Consider the following 16,865-nt stretch of genomic DNA (forward strand, 5'->3'; position numbering starts at 1 on the left):
GCGGGCCGCGCGGCGGGCTACTGCTGCTGCTCGATCACGGCCGCCGTCCCGTACGCGCACACCTCCGCCGCCCCGTCCAGCGCCTCGGTCACGTCGAAGCGGAACATCAGGACGGCGTTGGCGCCACGCGCGCGTGCCTGCTCGATGAGGCGCTCCATGGCCTGGTTCCTGGTCTCCACGAGCGTCTTGGTCAGACCCTTCAGCTCGCCGCCGATCATGGACTTCAGGCCCGCGCCGATCTGGCTGCCGAGGTGCCGGGAACGGACGGTCAGGCCGAAGACCTCACCGATCACCCGGGTCACACGGAACCCGGGCACATCGTTGGTGGTCACGACGAGGACGTCGGACCCAGGATTGAGGCCACCGCCGAAATCTTCGATACCCATGCCCCACAGCTTTGTCCTGGTTGGCGAGGAGTGCACCCTGGGAAGAGCGCGGTGTGCCCGGTGAGGGGCAAGGTGGAACCTGCCCGGGGTACCTCGCGTTGATAACTTTGGGCGGCTGCACCCGCCGCCGCACCGCCCCCTCACCCTCAGGAGCCCGGAACCGTGACGACGCTTGCGCTCGGACCAAGCTGGCTGGATCCGGATTACCTGCTCAACCAGTTCGGCCTCTGGGGCCTGCTGCTGATCGTCTTCGCCGAGTCGGGCCTGCTCATCGGCTTCTTCCTGCCCGGTGACTCGCTGCTGTTCACCACGGGCCTGCTGATCACCACGAACAAGCTGGACACCCCGCTGTGGCTGGCCTGCGTGCTGATCTGCCTCGCCGCGATCCTGGGCGACCAGGCGGGCTACCTCTTCGGCAAGAAGGTCGGGCCCTCGCTCTTCAACCGCCCGGACTCCAAGCTCTTCAAACAGGAGAACGTGGTCAAGGCCCACGACTTCTTCGAGAAGTACGGCCCGAAGTCCCTGGTCCTGGCCCGCTTCGTGCCGATCGTGCGGACGTTCACGCCGATCATCGCCGGCGTCTCCGGCATGCGGTACCGCTCGTTCATCACGTTCAACATCATCGGCGGCGTCCTGTGGGGCGCGGGCGTGACCCTGCTGGGCGCCTGGCTGGGCAACATCGAGTTCGTCCACAAGAACATCGAGGCGATCCTGATCCTGATCGTCCTCATCTCGGTGGTGCCGATCATCATCGAGTTCCTGCGGGCGCGCGGGAAGTCCAAGAAGGCCGCGGCCGAGACCGGTGCCCCGGGCGCGGCCCCGGCGCAGCGCGGCCGCCACGCCAAGCGCTGACCGACGGCTCGGTCGCCGAAGGCCCCCGTACGAGGTCGTACGGGGGCCTTCGCGCGTCGTGGGGGCCGGGGAGGGGGCGGACGGGCGCCCCGGCGGCCTAGAAGCCCCTGGTCCGCTTCGCCGCGCGGCGGTTCACCGCCGAGGTGGCCCCCGGCACCTTCAGGATCAGCCGGGAGACCTCGCTCCCCAGGTTCACGCCGATCGCGATCGCCAGGGCCGTCGCGACGGCCTTGGTGAGCGAGTTGATGCCGGTGTTCAGGTCGTTCTGGGCCAGCGCGAGCAGTCCGAAGTACGTCGCGCTACCGGGCAGCAGCGGCCCGATGGCCGCTGTCACATAGGGCAGTGAGGACGCGAACCGGTAGCGCGAGAAGAGCTGCCCGAACAGGCCCACCAGACCGGCCGCGATGGCCGTCGCCGCGACCGGCGAGAGCTTCAGCGGGGTCTGCGCGAGCGCACCGAACATGACCCAGGCGATGCCGCCGTTGAGGGTCACGATCGCCACGGTGTGACGTTCCTGCTGGAGCAGGATCGCGAAGGCGAGACTCAGCGCCATCGACGCCAGGATCTGGATGACCGGCCGCGACGAGGTCACGCCGAACTTCGTCTCCGGGGTCAGATTCGTCGCGTCCAGCATCACGCCGAGCGACAGCACGAGCAGGACGCCACAGACGATGCCCACGATGAGGTACATGACCTCCAGGAGGCGTGCGGCCGCGGTGATGTAGTAGCCGGTCAGGCCGTCCTGCACGCCCGCCACCAGGGCCCGCCCCGGGATCAGCGCGAAGAGCCCACCGGTGATGACCGCGGAGGCCATGGACGCCTCGGTGTGCACGAAGCTGAGCGCAACCCCCATCAGGGCGGGCGGCATCGCGGCGCCCACGAACTGGTAGAACTCCGGCAGCCCGCGCCCCGCGCACAGCCAGGCGAGCCGGTCGCCGAGCATCGCGCCGACCGCGGCCACCACGAAGACCAGGGCCCCACCGCCGACCAGCACGGACGCGGCGCCCGCGAGCAGCCCGCTGGACGCCGTGAGCGCCCAGCCGGGGTAGGGGTGGCGGTTGCGTCGGATGCCCGCGAGGCGGCGGTAGGCCTCCTCCAGGGAGACGTCGATGTCCGGGTCGCTGATGTCGTCCACCAGGTGGAACACGGCGGCCAGACGGGTGTAGTCGGTGCCCCGGCGGCGCACGGTCCTGGAGGCCGTGACGGGGTCGTCGACGAGCGAGGGCTGGTGCGAGATCGACAGGAGCGTGAACGTCACGTTCGGCTCGCAGCGGTCCAGGCCGTAGGAGCGGCAGACCGCGAACATGGCCGCCTCGACGTCCTCGGCGCCCTCACCGCCCGCGAGCAGCAGTTCCCCGATACGGAGCGTCAGGTCGAGCACGCGGGGCACGGCGGGCCCGGTGTCGTCCTCCTGCTTCTGCGCGGGCTCAGGAGCGGGCCGCTCGGCGACCGGCATGCGCAGCATCGTGCGCATCTGGTCCTGCCAGGGGACTTCCTTGGTGAGCTTCACCAGGGGGATGCCCTGGGCGGGCGTGAAGGCCTGCGGGGCGTTGCGGGCGCTGTAGGTGTGAGGGGTGGTGAACGCCGACTTCTCGGTCTCCTGGGTCGTCGACGCGGGCGTCGTGAGACCCGTGGGGATCGCGAACTCGGACGTCGTCTGCGACTCGTCCTCAAGAGCCGGCGGCTGCGCGGCCACCACCCCACTGGGCTGCGCGAACGCGCTGCGGGCCTCGTCCGACTGTGGCTTGCGGTCCTCGGCCTCCTGCTCGGCCACTGATGCCCTCACTTCTCATACGACACGTACGCACCGTTCGTATGGCCAGTATGGGCACAGATACACGGACGGGCCGCGCGGCCCCCAGGGGTCACGCGGCCCGTCCGGGGCGAGAGGGCTCAGTGGCCGCCCTCGTCCTTGAAGCGCTTGTAGGAACGCTCGATCTCGGCCTCGGCGTCCGCGCGGCCGACCCAGTCGGCACCCTCGACGGACTTGCCGGGCTCCAGGTCCTTGTAGACCTCGAAGAAGTGCTGGATCTCCAGGCGGTCGAACTCGGAGACGTGGTGGATGTCGCGCAGGTGCTCCACGCGGGGGTCCGAGGCCGGGACGCACAGCAGCTTGTCGTCGCCGCCCGCCTCGTCGGTCATCCGGAACATGCCGATCGCGCGGCACTTGATGAGGCAGCCCGGGAAGGTGGGCTCGTCCAGGATGACGAGGGCGTCCAGCGGGTCACCGTCCTCGCCGAGGGTGTTCTCGACGAAGCCGTAGTCCGCGGGGTAGCTGGTCGACGTGAAGAGGCGACGGTCCAGACGGATCCGGCCGGTCTCGTGGTCCACCTCGTACTTGTTCCGCGAACCCTTCGGAATCTCGATGGTGACGTCGAACTCCACGGGTGGCTCCTCCATGATCAGCACATACTTCGGGTGATTAAGTGTCCCTCACGCAGATGTGTGATCGCGAAAGGGGCTGGTCGTCGTGCCGGAGCTCAAGCCTTGGCAGCGGCCTCGACAGCTTTTGAGACAGCTGTCCAAGCCTTCCGCCACCAAGCTCACCGGGTTCGCCGGGAAGCTCACGACCTGGCAGCTCACAGCTGGTGCCGCCACCTTCGGCCTGGTCATCGCGGCCGGGGCGGTGGCCGCGGCCGGCCCTTGGGACTCCTCCGGTCAGCGTACGGCCGAGCGGGAGTGGGCCGCTTCCCAGGAGAGCGGGGGTGGCGCAGATCACGGCGGTCGTACGCCCGAATCCGCCCCGAGCGCCCCTTCTGTGCTCGCCGGTCTCGGCGCGCCCGCGGGAACGGCTCCCGCCCCGACGGACCGCGCCCTGGCGGACGCACTCGATCCGCTTTTCAAGGACCCGGCGCTCGGCCCGGAGCGCGCGGGCGTCGTCCTCGACGCGGCTTCCGGCAAACGGGTCTACGGCAGGAGCACGGGCGACACGCTGACGCCCGCCTCGACGATCAAGATCGCCACGGCGGTCGCGGCGCTGTCCGCGGCCGGCCCCGACCACCGCATCGCCACGAAGGCGGTGATCGAGCCCGACTCCAAGGACGTCGTCCTGGTCGGCGGCGGCGACCCCACCCTCACCGCCCGCAAGGAGGGCCGGTACGTCGACGGCGCGGCGAGCCTGCGCTCCCTGGCCGAGGACACGGCCCGCGCGCTGAAGGCCCGCGGCGTGGACGAGGTGACGCTCTCGTACGACACCTCGCTGTACTCGGGACCGACGCAGCACCCCATCGGCTACAACGAGAACCTCACCTACGTCAGCGCCCTGATGGCCGACGAGGGCCGGCTCGACGACTCCTCCAGCGGGACCGCCGACCGCTCCAAGGACCCGGCGGGTGACGCGGCGAAGAAGTTCGCGGGCTTCCTGAAGGACCACGGCATCACGGCCAAGTCCGACCCCGGCCCCTCCAAGGCCTCGGACCGCGCCGAGTCCCTCGCCAAGGTCGAGTCGCCGCCGCTGTCCGCCCTGGTCGAGCGGATGCTGACCCACAGCGACAACGACATCGCCGAGGCGCTGGCCCGCCAGACGGCGATCGCGGCGAAGGAGCCCGCGAGCTTCGACGGCGCCGACAAGGCGGTCCGCGCCCAGCTGGAGAAGCTCGGGCTCCCGCTCTCCGGAGCGAAGTTCGCCGACGGCAGCGGACTCGACCGGGCCGACCGGGTCTCCGCGGGGCTGCTCGCCGCGCTCCTGGAGCACGCCGCCGACCCGGCCCGCCCCGAACTGCGCTCCGTGGTGACGGGCCTGCCCGTCGCCGGCTTCACCGGCACGCTCGTCGACCGCTACCCCAAGGACTCCCCGGGCACCGGCGTCGTCCGCGCCAAGACCGGCACGCTGACGGGCGTGAACACCCTCGCGGGCACGGTGGTCGACGCCGACGGCCGCCTCCTGGTCTTCGCCTTCATGACCACAGGCACCACGGACAGGGACGGCGCCCAGTCGGCCCTGGACCGCATGGCCTCAACAGTCGCGAACTGCGGCTGCCGCTGAGGCCCCGAGCCCCGCAGGGGCGCGGGGAACGGCGCGCCAAGCCACAGTCCGCCTGCGGACGAAGAACAGGCAGAGGCGCCCCAAAGGGGCGCGGGGAACGGCGCGCCAAGCCACGAACTCCCCGAGGCCGAAGATGAAGCAGAGGCGCCCCGCAGGGGCGCGGGGAACGGCGCGCCAAGCCACATCCCGCCCGCGGACAAAGAAACACCCGAGGCACCCCAAGGGGCGCGGGGAACGGCGCGACAAGCCACACGAAACCCGCACCAGAGGGAACGCCCCACACCCCAACGGCGCCCGAGGACAGAAGCCCCACCCGCCCAGCAGAGCCCCCTAGGGGCCGACCTCCGGGCCAAGGTGGGGTGCAAGCCCCTCCGCAAGAGGGAGCCAGCACGTACCGTTGACGCATGACGAGCATCGGTGGTGCGGAGATGGTCGACTGGAATCTCGCGGTGGCGACCGCGACCCGGCTCGTGCGGCCGGGCCCAGAGGTGAGCCGCGACGAGGCACGCGCCGTCGTCGCCGAGCTCCGCCGGCACGCCAAGTCCTCGGAGGGACACGTCCGTTCCTTCACGAAGATGGGCACGGAGGACACGCACGACACCCCCGTCCTCGTGGTCGACCGGGCCGGCTGGGTCCGGGCGAACGTGGCGGGGTTCCGCGAGATCCTCAAGCCCCTCCTGGACAAGATGCAGGACCGCCGCGGCGGCGGCGCGGGCGGCGCCGTCCTCGGCGCGGTCGGCGGCAAGGTCACCGGCGTCGAGCTCGGCATGCTGCTGTCCTTCCTCGCCTCCCGCGTCCTCGGGCAGTACGAGACCTTCGCCCCCGCCACCCGCGACCTCCCCGCGGGGGAGAACGGCGGCGGCAGGCTCCTCCTCGTCGCGCCGAACATCGTGCACGTCGAGCGCGAGCTGGACGTGGACCCCCACGACTTCCGCCTCTGGGTCTGCCTCCACGAGGAGACGCACCGCACCCAGTTCACCGCCGTGCCCTGGCTCCGCGACCACCTGGAAGGCGAGATCCAGGCCTTCCTCGGCGAGACCGAGGTCGACCCGATGACGGTCCTGGAGCGCATCAGGGAGGCCGCCCAGTCGCTCGCCGGAGGCCGCCCCGAGGGCGAGGAGGACGACGGCGGACGCTCCCTCGTCGAGCTCGTCCAGACCCCGGGCCAGCGCGAGATCCTCGCCCGCCTGACCGCCGTGATGTCCCTCCTGGAGGGCCACGCGGACTTCGTCATGGACGGCGTGGGACCGGACGTGGTGCCCTCCGTCGGCGAGATCCGCGAGAAGTTCAAGGAGCGCAGGGCCCGCGGCGCGAGCCGCCTGGACCAGGCACTGCGCAAGCTCCTCGGCCTCGACGCGAAATTGCGCCAATATCGCGACGGCGAGCGCTTCGTCCGCGCGGTCGTGGGCGAGGTCGGCATGGACGGCTTCAACCGCGTGTGGACCTCTCCGAACACACTGCCCACAAAGGCGGAGATCGCCAAACCGGCGGACTGGGTCGCGAGGGTGCACCGTAAGGGAGACTGAGGGACCGGATGCGGCCGACGGCAGGAGAACGCCCCCGTAATCACCCGTCCGAGGGACCGTAGGCGATGGGTAGGCGTGCAATGCTCGGGGAACGGCTCGGTTCTGTCACCATCGACACACTCTGAGTGACCAAAACTCGGGATTCCGGGGCCCGGCGAAGGCCGGGTCCGGTCTCCGGAGTGGGTCCTGAGTGATTGGTCCGAGGCTCACCCCCCGAACTTCATGAAGGGAACCGGACATGGGTCCCCATCCTGCGGTCGCGGCGATACGCCTGGCGGTCCGCCGCGTACTCCACGACGTACTGACAGACGTACAGCGCAGTTCCCCGCACAGCCCCCCGCCCCCACGCGAGCAGGCACCGCCGCTCGTGCTCGTCGCATGCTCCGGCGGCGCCGACTCCATGGCGCTCGCCTCCGCCCTCGCCTTCGAGGCCCCCAAGCTCGGCATCCGCGCCGGCGGCATCACCGTCGACCACGGTCTGCAGCCCGGCTCCGACCTGCGCGCCGCCGAGGTCGTCGTGCGCCTCACCGCCCTCGGTCTGGCCCCGGTCGAGTCCGTCGCCGTCGACGTGGGCCGTGACGGCGGCCCCGAGGCCGCCGCCCGCGACGCCCGCTACGCCGCCCTGGATGCTGCCGCCGAACGGCATTCAGCGGCCGCGGTGCTGCTCGGCCACACCCGTGACGACCAGGCCGAGACCGTGCTGCTCGGGCTCGCCCGCGGCTCCGGGATCCGCTCGCTGTCCGGAATGGCCGCGACCTCGGGGGTCGCGGGCCGTTACCGCCGCCCCTTCCTCCACATCGACCGGCAGACCGCCCGCAAGGCCTGTCTGGTCCAGTCGCTGCCCGTCTGGGACGACCCGCACAACACCGACCCGGCGTACACCCGCTCCCGGCTGCGGCACGAGGGCCTGCCCGCCCTGGAGAAGGCGCTCGGCAAGGGCGTCGTCGAGGCGCTCGCCCGGACGGCCCAGCTGTCCCGGGACGATGCCGACGCCCTCGACAGCTGGGCCGCCCAGGCCGACACGACCGTGCGCGACGCGGCCGGCCTCCTGGAGTGCGCCAAGCTCTACGCCCTGCCGCCCGCCGTGCGCCGCCGCATCGTGCGCCGGGCCGCGATCGACGCCGGGGCACCCGCCGGCTCCCTGTTCGCCCGGCACATCGAAGAGGTCGACCGTCTGATCACCGGCTGGCGCGGCCAGGGAGCCATCAATCTCCCGGGCAAAGTCGTGGCTCAGCGGCAGGGTGGCAGACTGGTGATCCGGCAAGGCTGACGGGAGACCGCACTCATCGCGGGTCCGGTCGGCCGGTGGGACGACCGAAAGTGATGCGGGTGGACGCGAAAGACATGGGCACCGACCTCAAGTCGGTGCTCATCACCAAGGAAGAGATCGACGCGAAGCTGGCCGAGCTGGCCGCGAAGGTCGACGCGGAGTACGCGGGCAAGGACCTGCTGATCGTCGGTGTCCTCAAGGGCGCGGTGATGGTCATGGCGGACCTGGCGCGCGCGCTGTCCACCCCCGTCACGATGGACTGGATGGCCGTGTCCTCGTACGGCGCGGGCACCCAGTCCTCCGGCGTCGTGCGGATCCTCAAGGACCTGGACACCGACATCAAGGGCAAGCACGTCCTGATCGTCGAGGACATCATCGACTCCGGTCTGACGCTGTCCTGGCTGCTGTCCAACCTCGGTTCGCGCGAGCCCGCCTCGCTCGAGGTGTGCACGCTGCTGCGCAAGCCGGAGGCGGCGAAGGTCGCGATCGACGTGAAGTGGATCGGTTTCGACATCCCGAACGAGTTCGTGGTGGGCTATGGCCTCGACTTCGCGGAGAAGTACCGCAACCTCCCGTTCGTCGGAACGCTCGCGCCGCACGTCTACGGCGGCTGACGCACCGTAGGGCGGCGGACGACGCCGGGGAACCCTCACCCGTTTCCCCGCGTTGGAGCATGCGAAGGCGGGATTGCCAGCCCTCCCGTGCGGCTTCGGGTCACAATGCTGGGGTACCGTCCGAAGAACAGTCTTTATCAAACTCACTATGGCAGGAGGGACGGGGCGTCATCGCTCCGTATGGATGGACGTGAAGCGATACTTCCGTGGGCCAGTCATGTGGATCGTGCTGGCCGTCCTTGCCGTGGTCGTGTTGATGCAGGTCGTCGGCTCGTCCGGTGGCTACAAGACGGTGGACACCGGCCAGGTCGTCCAGGCCATCAACGACAACAAGGTCGAGTCGGCCAAACTCACCACCGGTGACGAGCAGATCATCAAGGTCGAGCTCAAGGACGGCCAGAAGGTCAAGGACAGCAGCAAGATCCAGGCGAGCTACATCGGCGACCAGGGCGTCGCCCTCGCCAATTCGCTGCAGACCAAGTACGAGAGCAAGGACATCCCGGACGGTTACACCGTCTCCCCGTCGAAGCAGAACCCCTTCGTCGGCATCCTGCTCTCCCTTCTCCCCTTCGTCCTCATCGTCGTCGTCTTCCTGTTCCTGATGAATCAGATGCAGGGCGGCGGCTCCCGGGTCATGAACTTCGGGAAGTCCAAGGCCAAGCTCATCACCAAGGACACCCCGAAGACGACCTTCGCCGATGTGGCGGGTTCGGACGAGGCCGTCGAGGAGCTCCACGAGATCAAGGAGTTCCTCCAGGAGCCGGCGAAGTTCCAGGCCGTCGGCGCCAAGATCCCCAAGGGCGTACTGCTGTACGGCCCGCCCGGTACGGGCAAGACGCTGCTCGCGCGCGCCGTCGCGGGCGAGGCGGGCGTCCCGTTCTACTCGATCTCCGGTTCCGACTTCGTCGAGATGTTCGTCGGTGTCGGTGCCTCCCGTGTCCGTGACCTCTTCGAGCAGGCCAAGGCGAACGCCCCGGCGATCGTCTTCGTCGACGAGATCGACGCGGTGGGCCGTCACCGCGGCGCCGGTCTCGGCGGTGGCCACGACGAGCGCGAGCAGACGCTGAACCAGCTGCTCGTCGAGATGGACGGCTTCGACGTGAAGGGCGGCGTCATCCTGATCGCCGCCACGAACCGGCCCGACATCCTCGACCCGGCGCTCCTGCGCCCCGGCCGCTTCGACCGGCAGATCGCCGTCGACCGCCCGGACATGCAGGGCCGTCTGGAGATCCTCAAGGTCCACCAGAAGGGCAAGCCGGTCGCCCCGGACGTCGACCTGTCGGCCGTCGCCCGCCGGACGCCGGGCTTCACCGGCGCCGACCTGAGCAACGTCCTGAACGAGGCCGCGCTCCTGACGGCCCGCAGCGACAAGAAGCTCATCGACAACGGCATGCTCGACGAGGCGATCGACCGCGTCGTGGCCGGCCCGCAGAAGCGGACCCGGATCATGTCCGACAAGGAAAAGAAGATCACCGCGTACCACGAGGGCGGACACGCCCTGGTCGCGGCGGCCTGCCCCAACTCGGACCCGGTCCACAAGGTCACGATCCTGTCCCGCGGCCGGGCCCTGGGTTACACCATGGTCCTGCCCGACGAGGACAAGTACTCGACCACGCGCAACGAGATGCTCGACCAGCTGGCGTACATGCTGGGCGGCCGCGCGGCCGAGGAGCTCGTCTTCCACGACCCGACGACGGGCGCGGCGAACGACATCGAGAAGGCCACGGCCACCGCTCGCGCGATGGTCACGCAGTACGGCATGACCGAGCGTCTCGGCGCGATCAAGTTCGGCGGCGACAACACCGAGCCGTTCCTCGGGCGCGAGATGGCGCACCAGCGGGACTACTCGGAAGAGGTCGCGGCGCTGGTCGACGAAGAGGTCAAGAAGCTCATCGAGACCGCGCACAACGAGGCGTGGGAGATCCTCGTCGAGAACCGCGACGTCCTCGACAACCTGGTCCTCCAGCTCCTCGAGAAGGAGACCCTCGGCAAGGAGCAGATCGCCGAGGTCTTCGCCGGGATCGTGAAGCGTCCGGCCCGTCCGGCGTGGACCGGCTCCACGCGGCGTACGCCCTCGACCCGTCCGCCGGTGCTCTCCCCCAAGGAGCTGTCGCTGACGAACGGTGCGAACGGCGCCACCCCCGCGGTGACCGCCGGCAGCACGGAGCAGCCCGTCGAGGTGGTCCCGGAGGACCGTCCCGAGAGCTGACCCCCTGCGTCTCAGCAGGCCCGGAATGGATGCCGCGCCCCCCTGGTTCTAGCCTGGGGGGCGCGGCACTTTCGTACGCCCGCGTGGAGAGACGTACAGGAACGAGGCAGGACATGACCGACCCGGTGACGCTGGACGGCGAGAGCTCGATCGGCGAGTTCGACGAGAAGCGGGCCGAGAACGCCGTGCGTGAGCTTCTGATCGCCGTGGGGGAGGACCCCGACCGCGAGGGCCTCCTGGAGACCCCGGCGCGCGTCGCGCGGGCGTACCGGGAGATATTCGCCGGCCTGTGGCAGAAGCCCGAGGACGTCCTGACGACGACGTTCGACCTCGGCCACGACGAGATGGTCCTCGTGAAGGACATCGAAGTGATGAGCTCCTGTGAGCACCATCTCGTCCCGTTCGTGGGCGTCGCCCACGTCGGCTACATCCCCTCCACCGACGGCAAGATCACCGGCCTGTCGAAGCTGGCCCGCCTCGTGGACGTGTACGCCCGCCGTCCCCAGGTCCAGGAGCGCCTGACCACGCAGATCGCCGACTCCCTGATGGAGATCCTGGAGCCGCGCGGCGTCATCGTGGTCGTGGAGTGCGAGCACATGTGCATGACGATGCGCGGGGTCCGCAAGCCCGGCGCCAAGACGATCACCTCCGCGGTGCGCGGCCAGCTGCGGGACCCCGCGACGCGCAACGAGGCGATGAGCCTGATCATGGCCCGCTGAGCCGGCGGACCGGCGCGGCCGGTCCTTGCCCGTGTCTCTTCCGCGGCCGATGGCCGACGGCCACCCGCTGCGGGGCAGCGGGTGGCCGTCAAGGATGCGCTGGGGCGCCTCTGCGGGCCTCTGCGGGAGGCCGTGGCGCCCTCCGGCGCCCGGCACGTGGCCGGGGCCGTGGCGCGGGGCGCTAGGCCGCCGGTGCCGCGCCGTTCTCGTCGTCGTCCTCGGGGAGGCGGCAGACCCGTTCCATGAAGAAGGCGGCTGCTATCACCGCGAGGCTCATCAGGACCGAGAGGCCGGCGTAGATCGCCTGGTCGCGGCGGCCTGGGATGTCGAGGTATTCCAGGAGGAACGCGCCCGTGCCGCCGTACATCCCGGCGACCAGGGCCGCGACCAGGGCGCTGGCTTGGCCGAAGACGACGGCGCGGGCGGCCATCATCGGCTCGACGCCCTTCGCGCCGGGGCGGCGCTCGCGCTGGGCGCGCAGGCGCGAGCGCAGCGAGAGCGCCGTCGCCAGGAGGACGGCGGCGATCACCGCGAGCACGATGGGCGCGGCCAGCGGAACCCGCGGCAGGGTGCCCACGGAGTCCCACAGCCGGGCGCCCGACCAGGACAGCACTCCGGCCGCGAGGAAAAGGCCGGCCAGCGTCCTGATGCGCAGTTGCTTCACGGGTGACCCTTCATCGACTTGCTTGCCTCGACCGCCTTCTCCAACGACTACTCCGGCAGCCGGAGTTCCAGGTCGGCGCGGGGAGCGACGCCTTCGTGGGTGAGGGTGTCGAGCAGGTGCGCCACCGGGCCGCGGCCGGACAGCTGGGCCTCGGGCTCGACGTCGTGCCAGGGGGCGAGGACGAAGGCGCGCTCGTGCGCCCGCGGGTGGGGCAGGGTGAGCGCCGGGTCGTCGGAGACCACGTCGGCATAGGCCACGATGTCCACGTCGAGCGTGCGCGGACCCCAGCGCTCGTCGCGGACGCGGTGGAAGGCCTCCTCGACGGCCTGCGCGCGCTCCAGGAGCGAGGACGGCGGCAGGGTCGTCTTCACCACGACGACCGCGTTGAAGTACGAGGGCTGGGTGCCGGGGTCGACGCCCCACGGCTCGGTCTCGTACACCGGGGAGACCGCCTTGACCCGCAGGCCGGGGGTGTCCTCCAGGGCGTCGATGGCGCCCTGGAGCGTCTCCAGGCGGTTGCCGAGGTTGCTGCCGAGGGAGATCACGGCGCGGTTGGGGTTGGACAGGGTCGTGTCCGCGGCGTCGACCTGCTCGACCACGGCGGTGGGCACCGGCTGGACGGTGGGGTCGCTCTGACCCGCTTTGAAGGGCGCAGTCATACTCGGCTCCGGGTGATGGTGACGGTCACGTCGTCGAAGGGGACGGTGATCGGGGCGTCCGGCTTGTGCACGCACACCTCGACCTCCAGGACTCCGTCGTGCTTCAGACACGTCTGGGCGATGCGCTCGGCGAGCGTCTCGATCAGGTCGACGGGCTCGCCCTCGACGACCCCCGCGACCTCCTCGGCCACGATCCCGTAGTGCACGGTCTTCGCCAGGTCGTCGTCGGCCGCGGCCGCTCGCGTGTCCAGACCAAGCACCAGGTCCACGATGAAGGTCTGGCCCTCTTCGCGCTCCCGCGGATAGACACCGTGGTGCCCGCGGGCCTTGAGGCCGCGCAGCGCGACACGATCCACGCGAATCACTCCTGCAATCGTCGGTATCGGCAGGCCTGCACCGAGTGCGGTCGGCACACCAGCCTCAATCGAATCTACCTGCGAGCACTGACAGAGCTCGCCCGCGGGGGCCTGTCGGCCGCCGCGGCGCACACCGGTCGAACCGCGTTCGAGTCGCGGCTCGTGGCTGAGTAGCCGCCCATACCCGGCGGCCGGTGATCCCAACCACATTCCTGCGCCTACCCACTCAGGAGGGTGTCTCTTCGCCCTCTTCGTCGTCGGTTTCGGCGAGCACGGGTGACGCGTGGTGCGACCACAGCTTCCAGCCGTCGGGTGTGCGGCGGAACACGTTCGTGGCGACCACGAGCTGGCCCACGAGCGGGCCCAGTTCGCCGCCGCCCTCCGGGGGCGGGCCGCCGCTGAGGATGTTCTCGGTGCAGGTCACCAGGGCGGTGTCGCCGGCCACGCCGACCTTCAGGTCGGTGAGGAAGAACTGGATGTACTCGGTGTTGGCCATGATCAGCGCGTACGACCTGAGGACCTCGCCGCGGCCCGTGAGGACCGGCCAGCCGGGGTGGACGCAGGAGATCGCGTCGGCCGCCGTGCCCTCGCCGTCGTCGCCGTCCTCGCCGTCCCCGTCCCCGCCACCGTCTCCGGAGTCCAGCCACAGATCGGACACCTTGTCGAAGTCGCCGCGTTCCAGCGCTTCGTAGAAGGCCGTGTTGGCGAGCTCGACCTGCTCGCTGTCGGTCCTGCTGGCCTCGGTCACCGGTGGCCGCCCGCCGCGTCCGTCACGGCCTGGGCGACACGGACCGCGTCGGCCGTCGCCCGTACCTCGTGCACACGGACCGCCCAGGCGCCCTGGTGGGCGGCGATGGCGGAGACCGCGGCGGTGGCGGCGTCGCGCTCGCGGGCGGGCGGCGGGGCGCCCTCGGGGCCCGCGAGGACACGGCCGAGGAACCGCTTGCGGGAGGCGGCGACCAGGATGGGGTGGCCCAGCTCGCGCAGCCGGTCGAGGCGGGCGAGGAGCGCCAGGTCGTGCTCGGCCTCCTTGGAGAAGCCGAGGCCGGGGTCGACGACGATGCGTTCGGGGGCGATGCCGCCCTCGATGGCGGCCTCCACGCGCGCGTGCAGCTCGGTGATGACTTCGGTGACGACGTCCTCGTAGTGCGGCTCGGCGTGCATGTCGGTGAGGAAGCCGCGCCAGTGCATGACCACGAAGGGCGCTCCGGCGGCGGCGACGGCGGGGACCATGCGCGGGTCGGCGAGGCCGCCGCTGACGTCGTTGACGAGGACGGCGCCCGCGGCGAGGGCCTGCTCGGCGACGGTGGCGCGCATGGTGTCCACGGAGACGGTGACGCCCTCGGCGGCCAGGCCCCGCACGACGGGCACGACGCGGCGCAGTTCCTCGTCCTCGTCCACGCGGGGGGCCCCGGGGCGGGTCGACTCGCCGCCGACGTCGACGAGGTCGGCGCCCTGGGCGACCAGGTCGACGCCGTGCTTGACGGCGACCGTGGTGTCGAACCAGCGGCCGCCGTCGGAGAAGGAGTCGGGCGTCACGTTCACGACGCCCATGACCGCACAGCGGTCCCACTCCGGCAGCCCCTGGACCGTTCCCCGCCCGCGCAACGTACTCATGTCTCCAGCGTAGGCCCGGATGCGGCCGGATTATGCCGCCCGGACCTCGCGCTCGGCGGCCTGGTGCGGGCAGGGGCGGCGCTGGGGGGTGCCCCGGCGCAGGAAGCGGGGCAGCGCGAGCGTGACGAAGCCCTCGGCCTGCATGGCGGCGAAGCCGATGCGGGGCAGGTCCTTGCTGGAGCGGTAGACGACGAAGCGGGGCTCCCAGCGGGGGCGGAACTTCGCGTTGAACTTGTACAGCGACTCGATCTGGAACCAGCGGGACAGGAAGACCAGCAGGCCGCGCCAGGCGCGCAGGACCGGGCCCGCGCCGATCTTCTCGCCGCGGGCGAGGGCCGCGCGGAACATCGCGAAGTTGAGCGAGACGCGAGCGATGCCCAGTTTGGGGGCGGCCTGGAGGGCGGCGACGATGAGCAGCTCGTTCATGCCGGGGTCGGCCGAGCGGTCGCGGCGCATGAGGTCCAGGGAGACGCCGTCCTTGCCCCAGGGGACGAAGTGGAGGACGGCCTTCAGGTCGCCGTAGGGGCCCGGCTCCTCGTCGGCCTTGTGGGCCGTGGCGATCAGACAGTCGCCGTCGTCGGGGTCGCCGATGCGGCCGAGCGCCATGGAGAAGCCGCGCTCGGTGTCGGTGCCGCGCCAGTCGTCGGCGGCGCGCTGGATCCTGGCGAGCTCGTTCTCGCCGAGGTCACGGATGCGCCGCACGCGCGTCTCGTACCCATTGCGCTCGATCCGCTTGACCATCTGGCGTACGTTGCGCATCGCACGCCCGGACAGGGAGAAATCCGCGACGTCCACCACCGCCTCGTCGCCCAGTTCGAGGGCGTCCAGGCCCGTCTCGCGGGTCCAGACCTCGCCGCCCGTCTCGGAGCAGCCCATGACGGCGGGGGTCCAGGAGTGGAGCTTGGCCTCGTCCATGAAGCGCTCGATGGCGCCGGGCCAGGCCTCGACGTCGCCGATCGGGTCGCCGCTGGCGAGCATCACTCCGGAGACGACGCGGTAGGTGACGGCGGCCTTGCCGCTGGGGGAGAAGACGACGCCCTTGTCGCGGCGGAGCGCGAAGTGGCCGAGGGAGTCGCGGCTGCCGTGCTTGTCGAGCAGGGCGCGCAGCCGCGTCTCGTCGTCCTCGGTGAGGCGGGCGGCCGGGTGCTCGGGGCGGAAGGCCAGGTAGATGGTGGTGAGGGCGGTGAGCATGCCGAGGGCGCCGAGGGAGAAACCGACCGTCCAGGACGTGCGTCCGTAGTAGTCGACGGGGCCCTCGAAGCCGAAGAGCCCGTACAGGACGTGCTCCAGGCGGTCCGTGATGCTCGGGTCCCCGATGACCTTCCCGGGGTGGACGCTGACGATCACCAGGCCCAGGACGATCGAGCCGGCACCGAGGAGGACGAAGTTGGCCAGGGCCCGCCAGCGGCTGCGCGGATCGGGCAGGGCGGTGAACTCACTCCGATGGCGCAACAGGAGCGCGAGGAGCGCCAGCGAGATCAGGACACCGATGACCGAGTGGCGGTACGCGAACTGTGCCACGGCACCCGCGGGGAGCAGCACCACGGCGGCCCGCCAGGCCCGCCGCTTGTGGCGGCGCAGGCCGTGCGCGAGCAGGAGCAGCAGGACGCCGGAGCTGAGCGCGAGGGCGGCGGCGAAGGGGCCGAGCGCACCGGGCAGGACCTCGGCGATGGCGTGCATGCGGCTGTGCCGGAAGCGCGGGAAGACTCCTGCCGCGACGTTCAGGAGGCCGACGAGCGCGCAGGCTCTGGCGACGATGGTCGGCACGACCTCGGGGCGCGGACCGCGCAGTACCCGGCGGACCCGCCCGTCACGGTGGCGGTCCTCACTGTCCGGAACCCCGCCCGACATTTCCCCATCTATCCTGACAGACATCGCATCCCGTAGTTCTGCGAGAGACCTTGATTCCGGTGCCAAAGAGGCATCCGGCAACATTGCGCCCTCTAGGACGGTCCTTCGGGGAAACGGGTTCATTCCCGACCGGAAACCGGCTGGAAAAGCTCAGGCA

Annotated in this window: 16 protein-coding genes; 7 read left to right on the forward strand and 9 right to left on the reverse strand. The window is 70.8% G+C overall.

Going from position 1 to position 16,865, the window contains the following annotated elements:
* Positions 1-17 precede the first annotated feature (17 nt).
* Entirely contained in the window at positions 18-386 is a 369-nt protein-coding gene (locus AB0L89_RS27835; RefSeq protein WP_365146354.1) for a YbjQ family protein, read from the reverse strand.
* Between the two features lie 162 nt (positions 387-548).
* Here AB0L89_RS27835 and AB0L89_RS27840 point away from each other — a divergent pair, with 162 nt between their 5' ends.
* Positions 549-1,238 carry a VTT domain-containing protein gene (locus AB0L89_RS27840; RefSeq protein WP_365146357.1) on the forward strand — a complete coding sequence of 230 codons (690 nt, stop codon included), beginning with the start codon at positions 549-551 and terminating at the stop codon, positions 1,236-1,238.
* Between the two features lie 97 nt (positions 1,239-1,335).
* On the opposite strand, the gene AB0L89_RS27845 is transcribed toward AB0L89_RS27840, so the two are convergent.
* Together AB0L89_RS27845 and AB0L89_RS27850 are read right to left on the reverse strand one after the other, a co-directional pair.
* Positions 1,336-3,012 (reverse strand): threonine/serine exporter family protein, encoded by a 1,677-nt coding sequence (locus AB0L89_RS27845; protein ID WP_365146360.1) that lies wholly within the window; start codon positions 3,010-3,012, stop codon positions 1,336-1,338.
* Between the two features lie 119 nt (positions 3,013-3,131).
* The gene (locus tag AB0L89_RS27850; RefSeq protein WP_055701044.1) at positions 3,132-3,623 is read right to left on the reverse strand and encodes an inorganic diphosphatase; all 492 of its coding nucleotides are present in this window, start codon (positions 3,621-3,623) and stop codon (positions 3,132-3,134) included.
* A 133-nt stretch (positions 3,624-3,756) separates the two neighbouring features.
* On the opposite strand from AB0L89_RS27850, the gene dacB reads away from it, so the two are divergent.
* The 6 genes from dacB (at position 3,757) to folE (ending at position 11,561) form a co-directional block, all read left to right on the forward strand.
* Positions 3,757-5,223, forward strand: a complete 1,467-nt coding sequence (gene dacB, locus AB0L89_RS27855; protein ID WP_365146583.1) for a D-alanyl-D-alanine carboxypeptidase/D-alanyl-D-alanine-endopeptidase — start codon at positions 3,757-3,759, stop codon at positions 5,221-5,223.
* A 404-nt stretch (positions 5,224-5,627) separates the two neighbouring features.
* Positions 5,628-6,749, forward strand: a complete 1,122-nt coding sequence (locus AB0L89_RS27860; RefSeq protein ID WP_365146363.1) for a zinc-dependent metalloprotease — start codon at positions 5,628-5,630, stop codon at positions 6,747-6,749.
* A 238-nt stretch (positions 6,750-6,987) separates the two neighbouring features.
* Positions 6,988-8,019, forward strand: a complete 1,032-nt coding sequence (tilS, locus tag AB0L89_RS27865; protein WP_365146366.1) for a tRNA lysidine(34) synthetase TilS — start codon at positions 6,988-6,990, stop codon at positions 8,017-8,019.
* 53 nt (positions 8,020-8,072) lie between these two features.
* Positions 8,073-8,633 carry a hypoxanthine phosphoribosyltransferase gene (gene hpt, locus AB0L89_RS27870; protein WP_055565725.1) on the forward strand — a complete coding sequence of 187 codons (561 nt, stop codon included), beginning with the start codon at positions 8,073-8,075 and terminating at the stop codon, positions 8,631-8,633.
* Between the two features lie 184 nt (positions 8,634-8,817).
* Complete coding sequence (gene ftsH / locus AB0L89_RS27875; protein WP_365146369.1) at positions 8,818-10,842, forward strand: ATP-dependent zinc metalloprotease FtsH; 2,025 nt, start codon at positions 8,818-8,820, stop codon at positions 10,840-10,842.
* Between the two features lie 113 nt (positions 10,843-10,955).
* Entirely contained in the window at positions 10,956-11,561 is a 606-nt protein-coding gene (gene folE / locus AB0L89_RS27880; RefSeq protein WP_055701032.1) for a GTP cyclohydrolase I FolE, read from the forward strand.
* A 181-nt stretch (positions 11,562-11,742) separates the two neighbouring features.
* Here folE and AB0L89_RS27885 read toward each other — a convergent pair whose 3' ends face one another.
* The 6 genes from AB0L89_RS27885 to AB0L89_RS27910 form a co-directional block, all read right to left on the reverse strand.
* A complete protein-coding gene (locus AB0L89_RS27885; RefSeq protein WP_365146373.1) occupies positions 11,743-12,225 on the reverse strand; it encodes a DUF3180 domain-containing protein in 483 nt (160 codons plus the stop codon).
* 47 nt (positions 12,226-12,272) lie between these two features.
* On the reverse strand, positions 12,273-12,884 hold the full coding sequence (gene folK, locus AB0L89_RS27890) for a 2-amino-4-hydroxy-6-hydroxymethyldihydropteridine diphosphokinase (protein ID WP_365146376.1): 612 nt from the start codon (positions 12,882-12,884) through the stop codon (positions 12,273-12,275).
* Positions 12,881-13,240: a dihydroneopterin aldolase gene (folB, locus tag AB0L89_RS27895; protein WP_365146379.1), complete on the reverse strand. Its 360-nt coding sequence runs from the start codon at positions 13,238-13,240 to the stop codon at positions 12,881-12,883. The genes folK and folB overlap by 4 nt, the downstream gene beginning before the upstream one ends.
* 226 nt (positions 13,241-13,466) lie before the next feature.
* Positions 13,467-13,988 (reverse strand): nuclear transport factor 2 family protein, encoded by a 522-nt coding sequence (locus AB0L89_RS27900; RefSeq protein ID WP_365146382.1) that lies wholly within the window; start codon positions 13,986-13,988, stop codon positions 13,467-13,469.
* A complete protein-coding gene (gene folP, locus AB0L89_RS27905) occupies positions 13,985-14,857 on the reverse strand; it encodes a dihydropteroate synthase (RefSeq protein WP_365146385.1) in 873 nt (290 codons plus the stop codon). The genes AB0L89_RS27900 and folP overlap by 4 nt, the downstream gene beginning before the upstream one ends.
* A 30-nt stretch (positions 14,858-14,887) precedes the next feature.
* Positions 14,888-16,708 carry a phosphatidylglycerol lysyltransferase domain-containing protein gene (locus AB0L89_RS27910; protein WP_365146388.1) on the reverse strand — a complete coding sequence of 607 codons (1,821 nt, stop codon included), beginning with the start codon at positions 16,706-16,708 and terminating at the stop codon, positions 14,888-14,890.
* Between the last annotated feature and the right edge of the window lie 157 nt (positions 16,709-16,865).

This window comes from Streptomyces sp. NPDC052114 (assembly GCF_040680155.1).
In the GTDB taxonomy this organism is placed as follows: domain Bacteria; phylum Actinomycetota; class Actinomycetes; order Streptomycetales; family Streptomycetaceae; genus Streptomyces.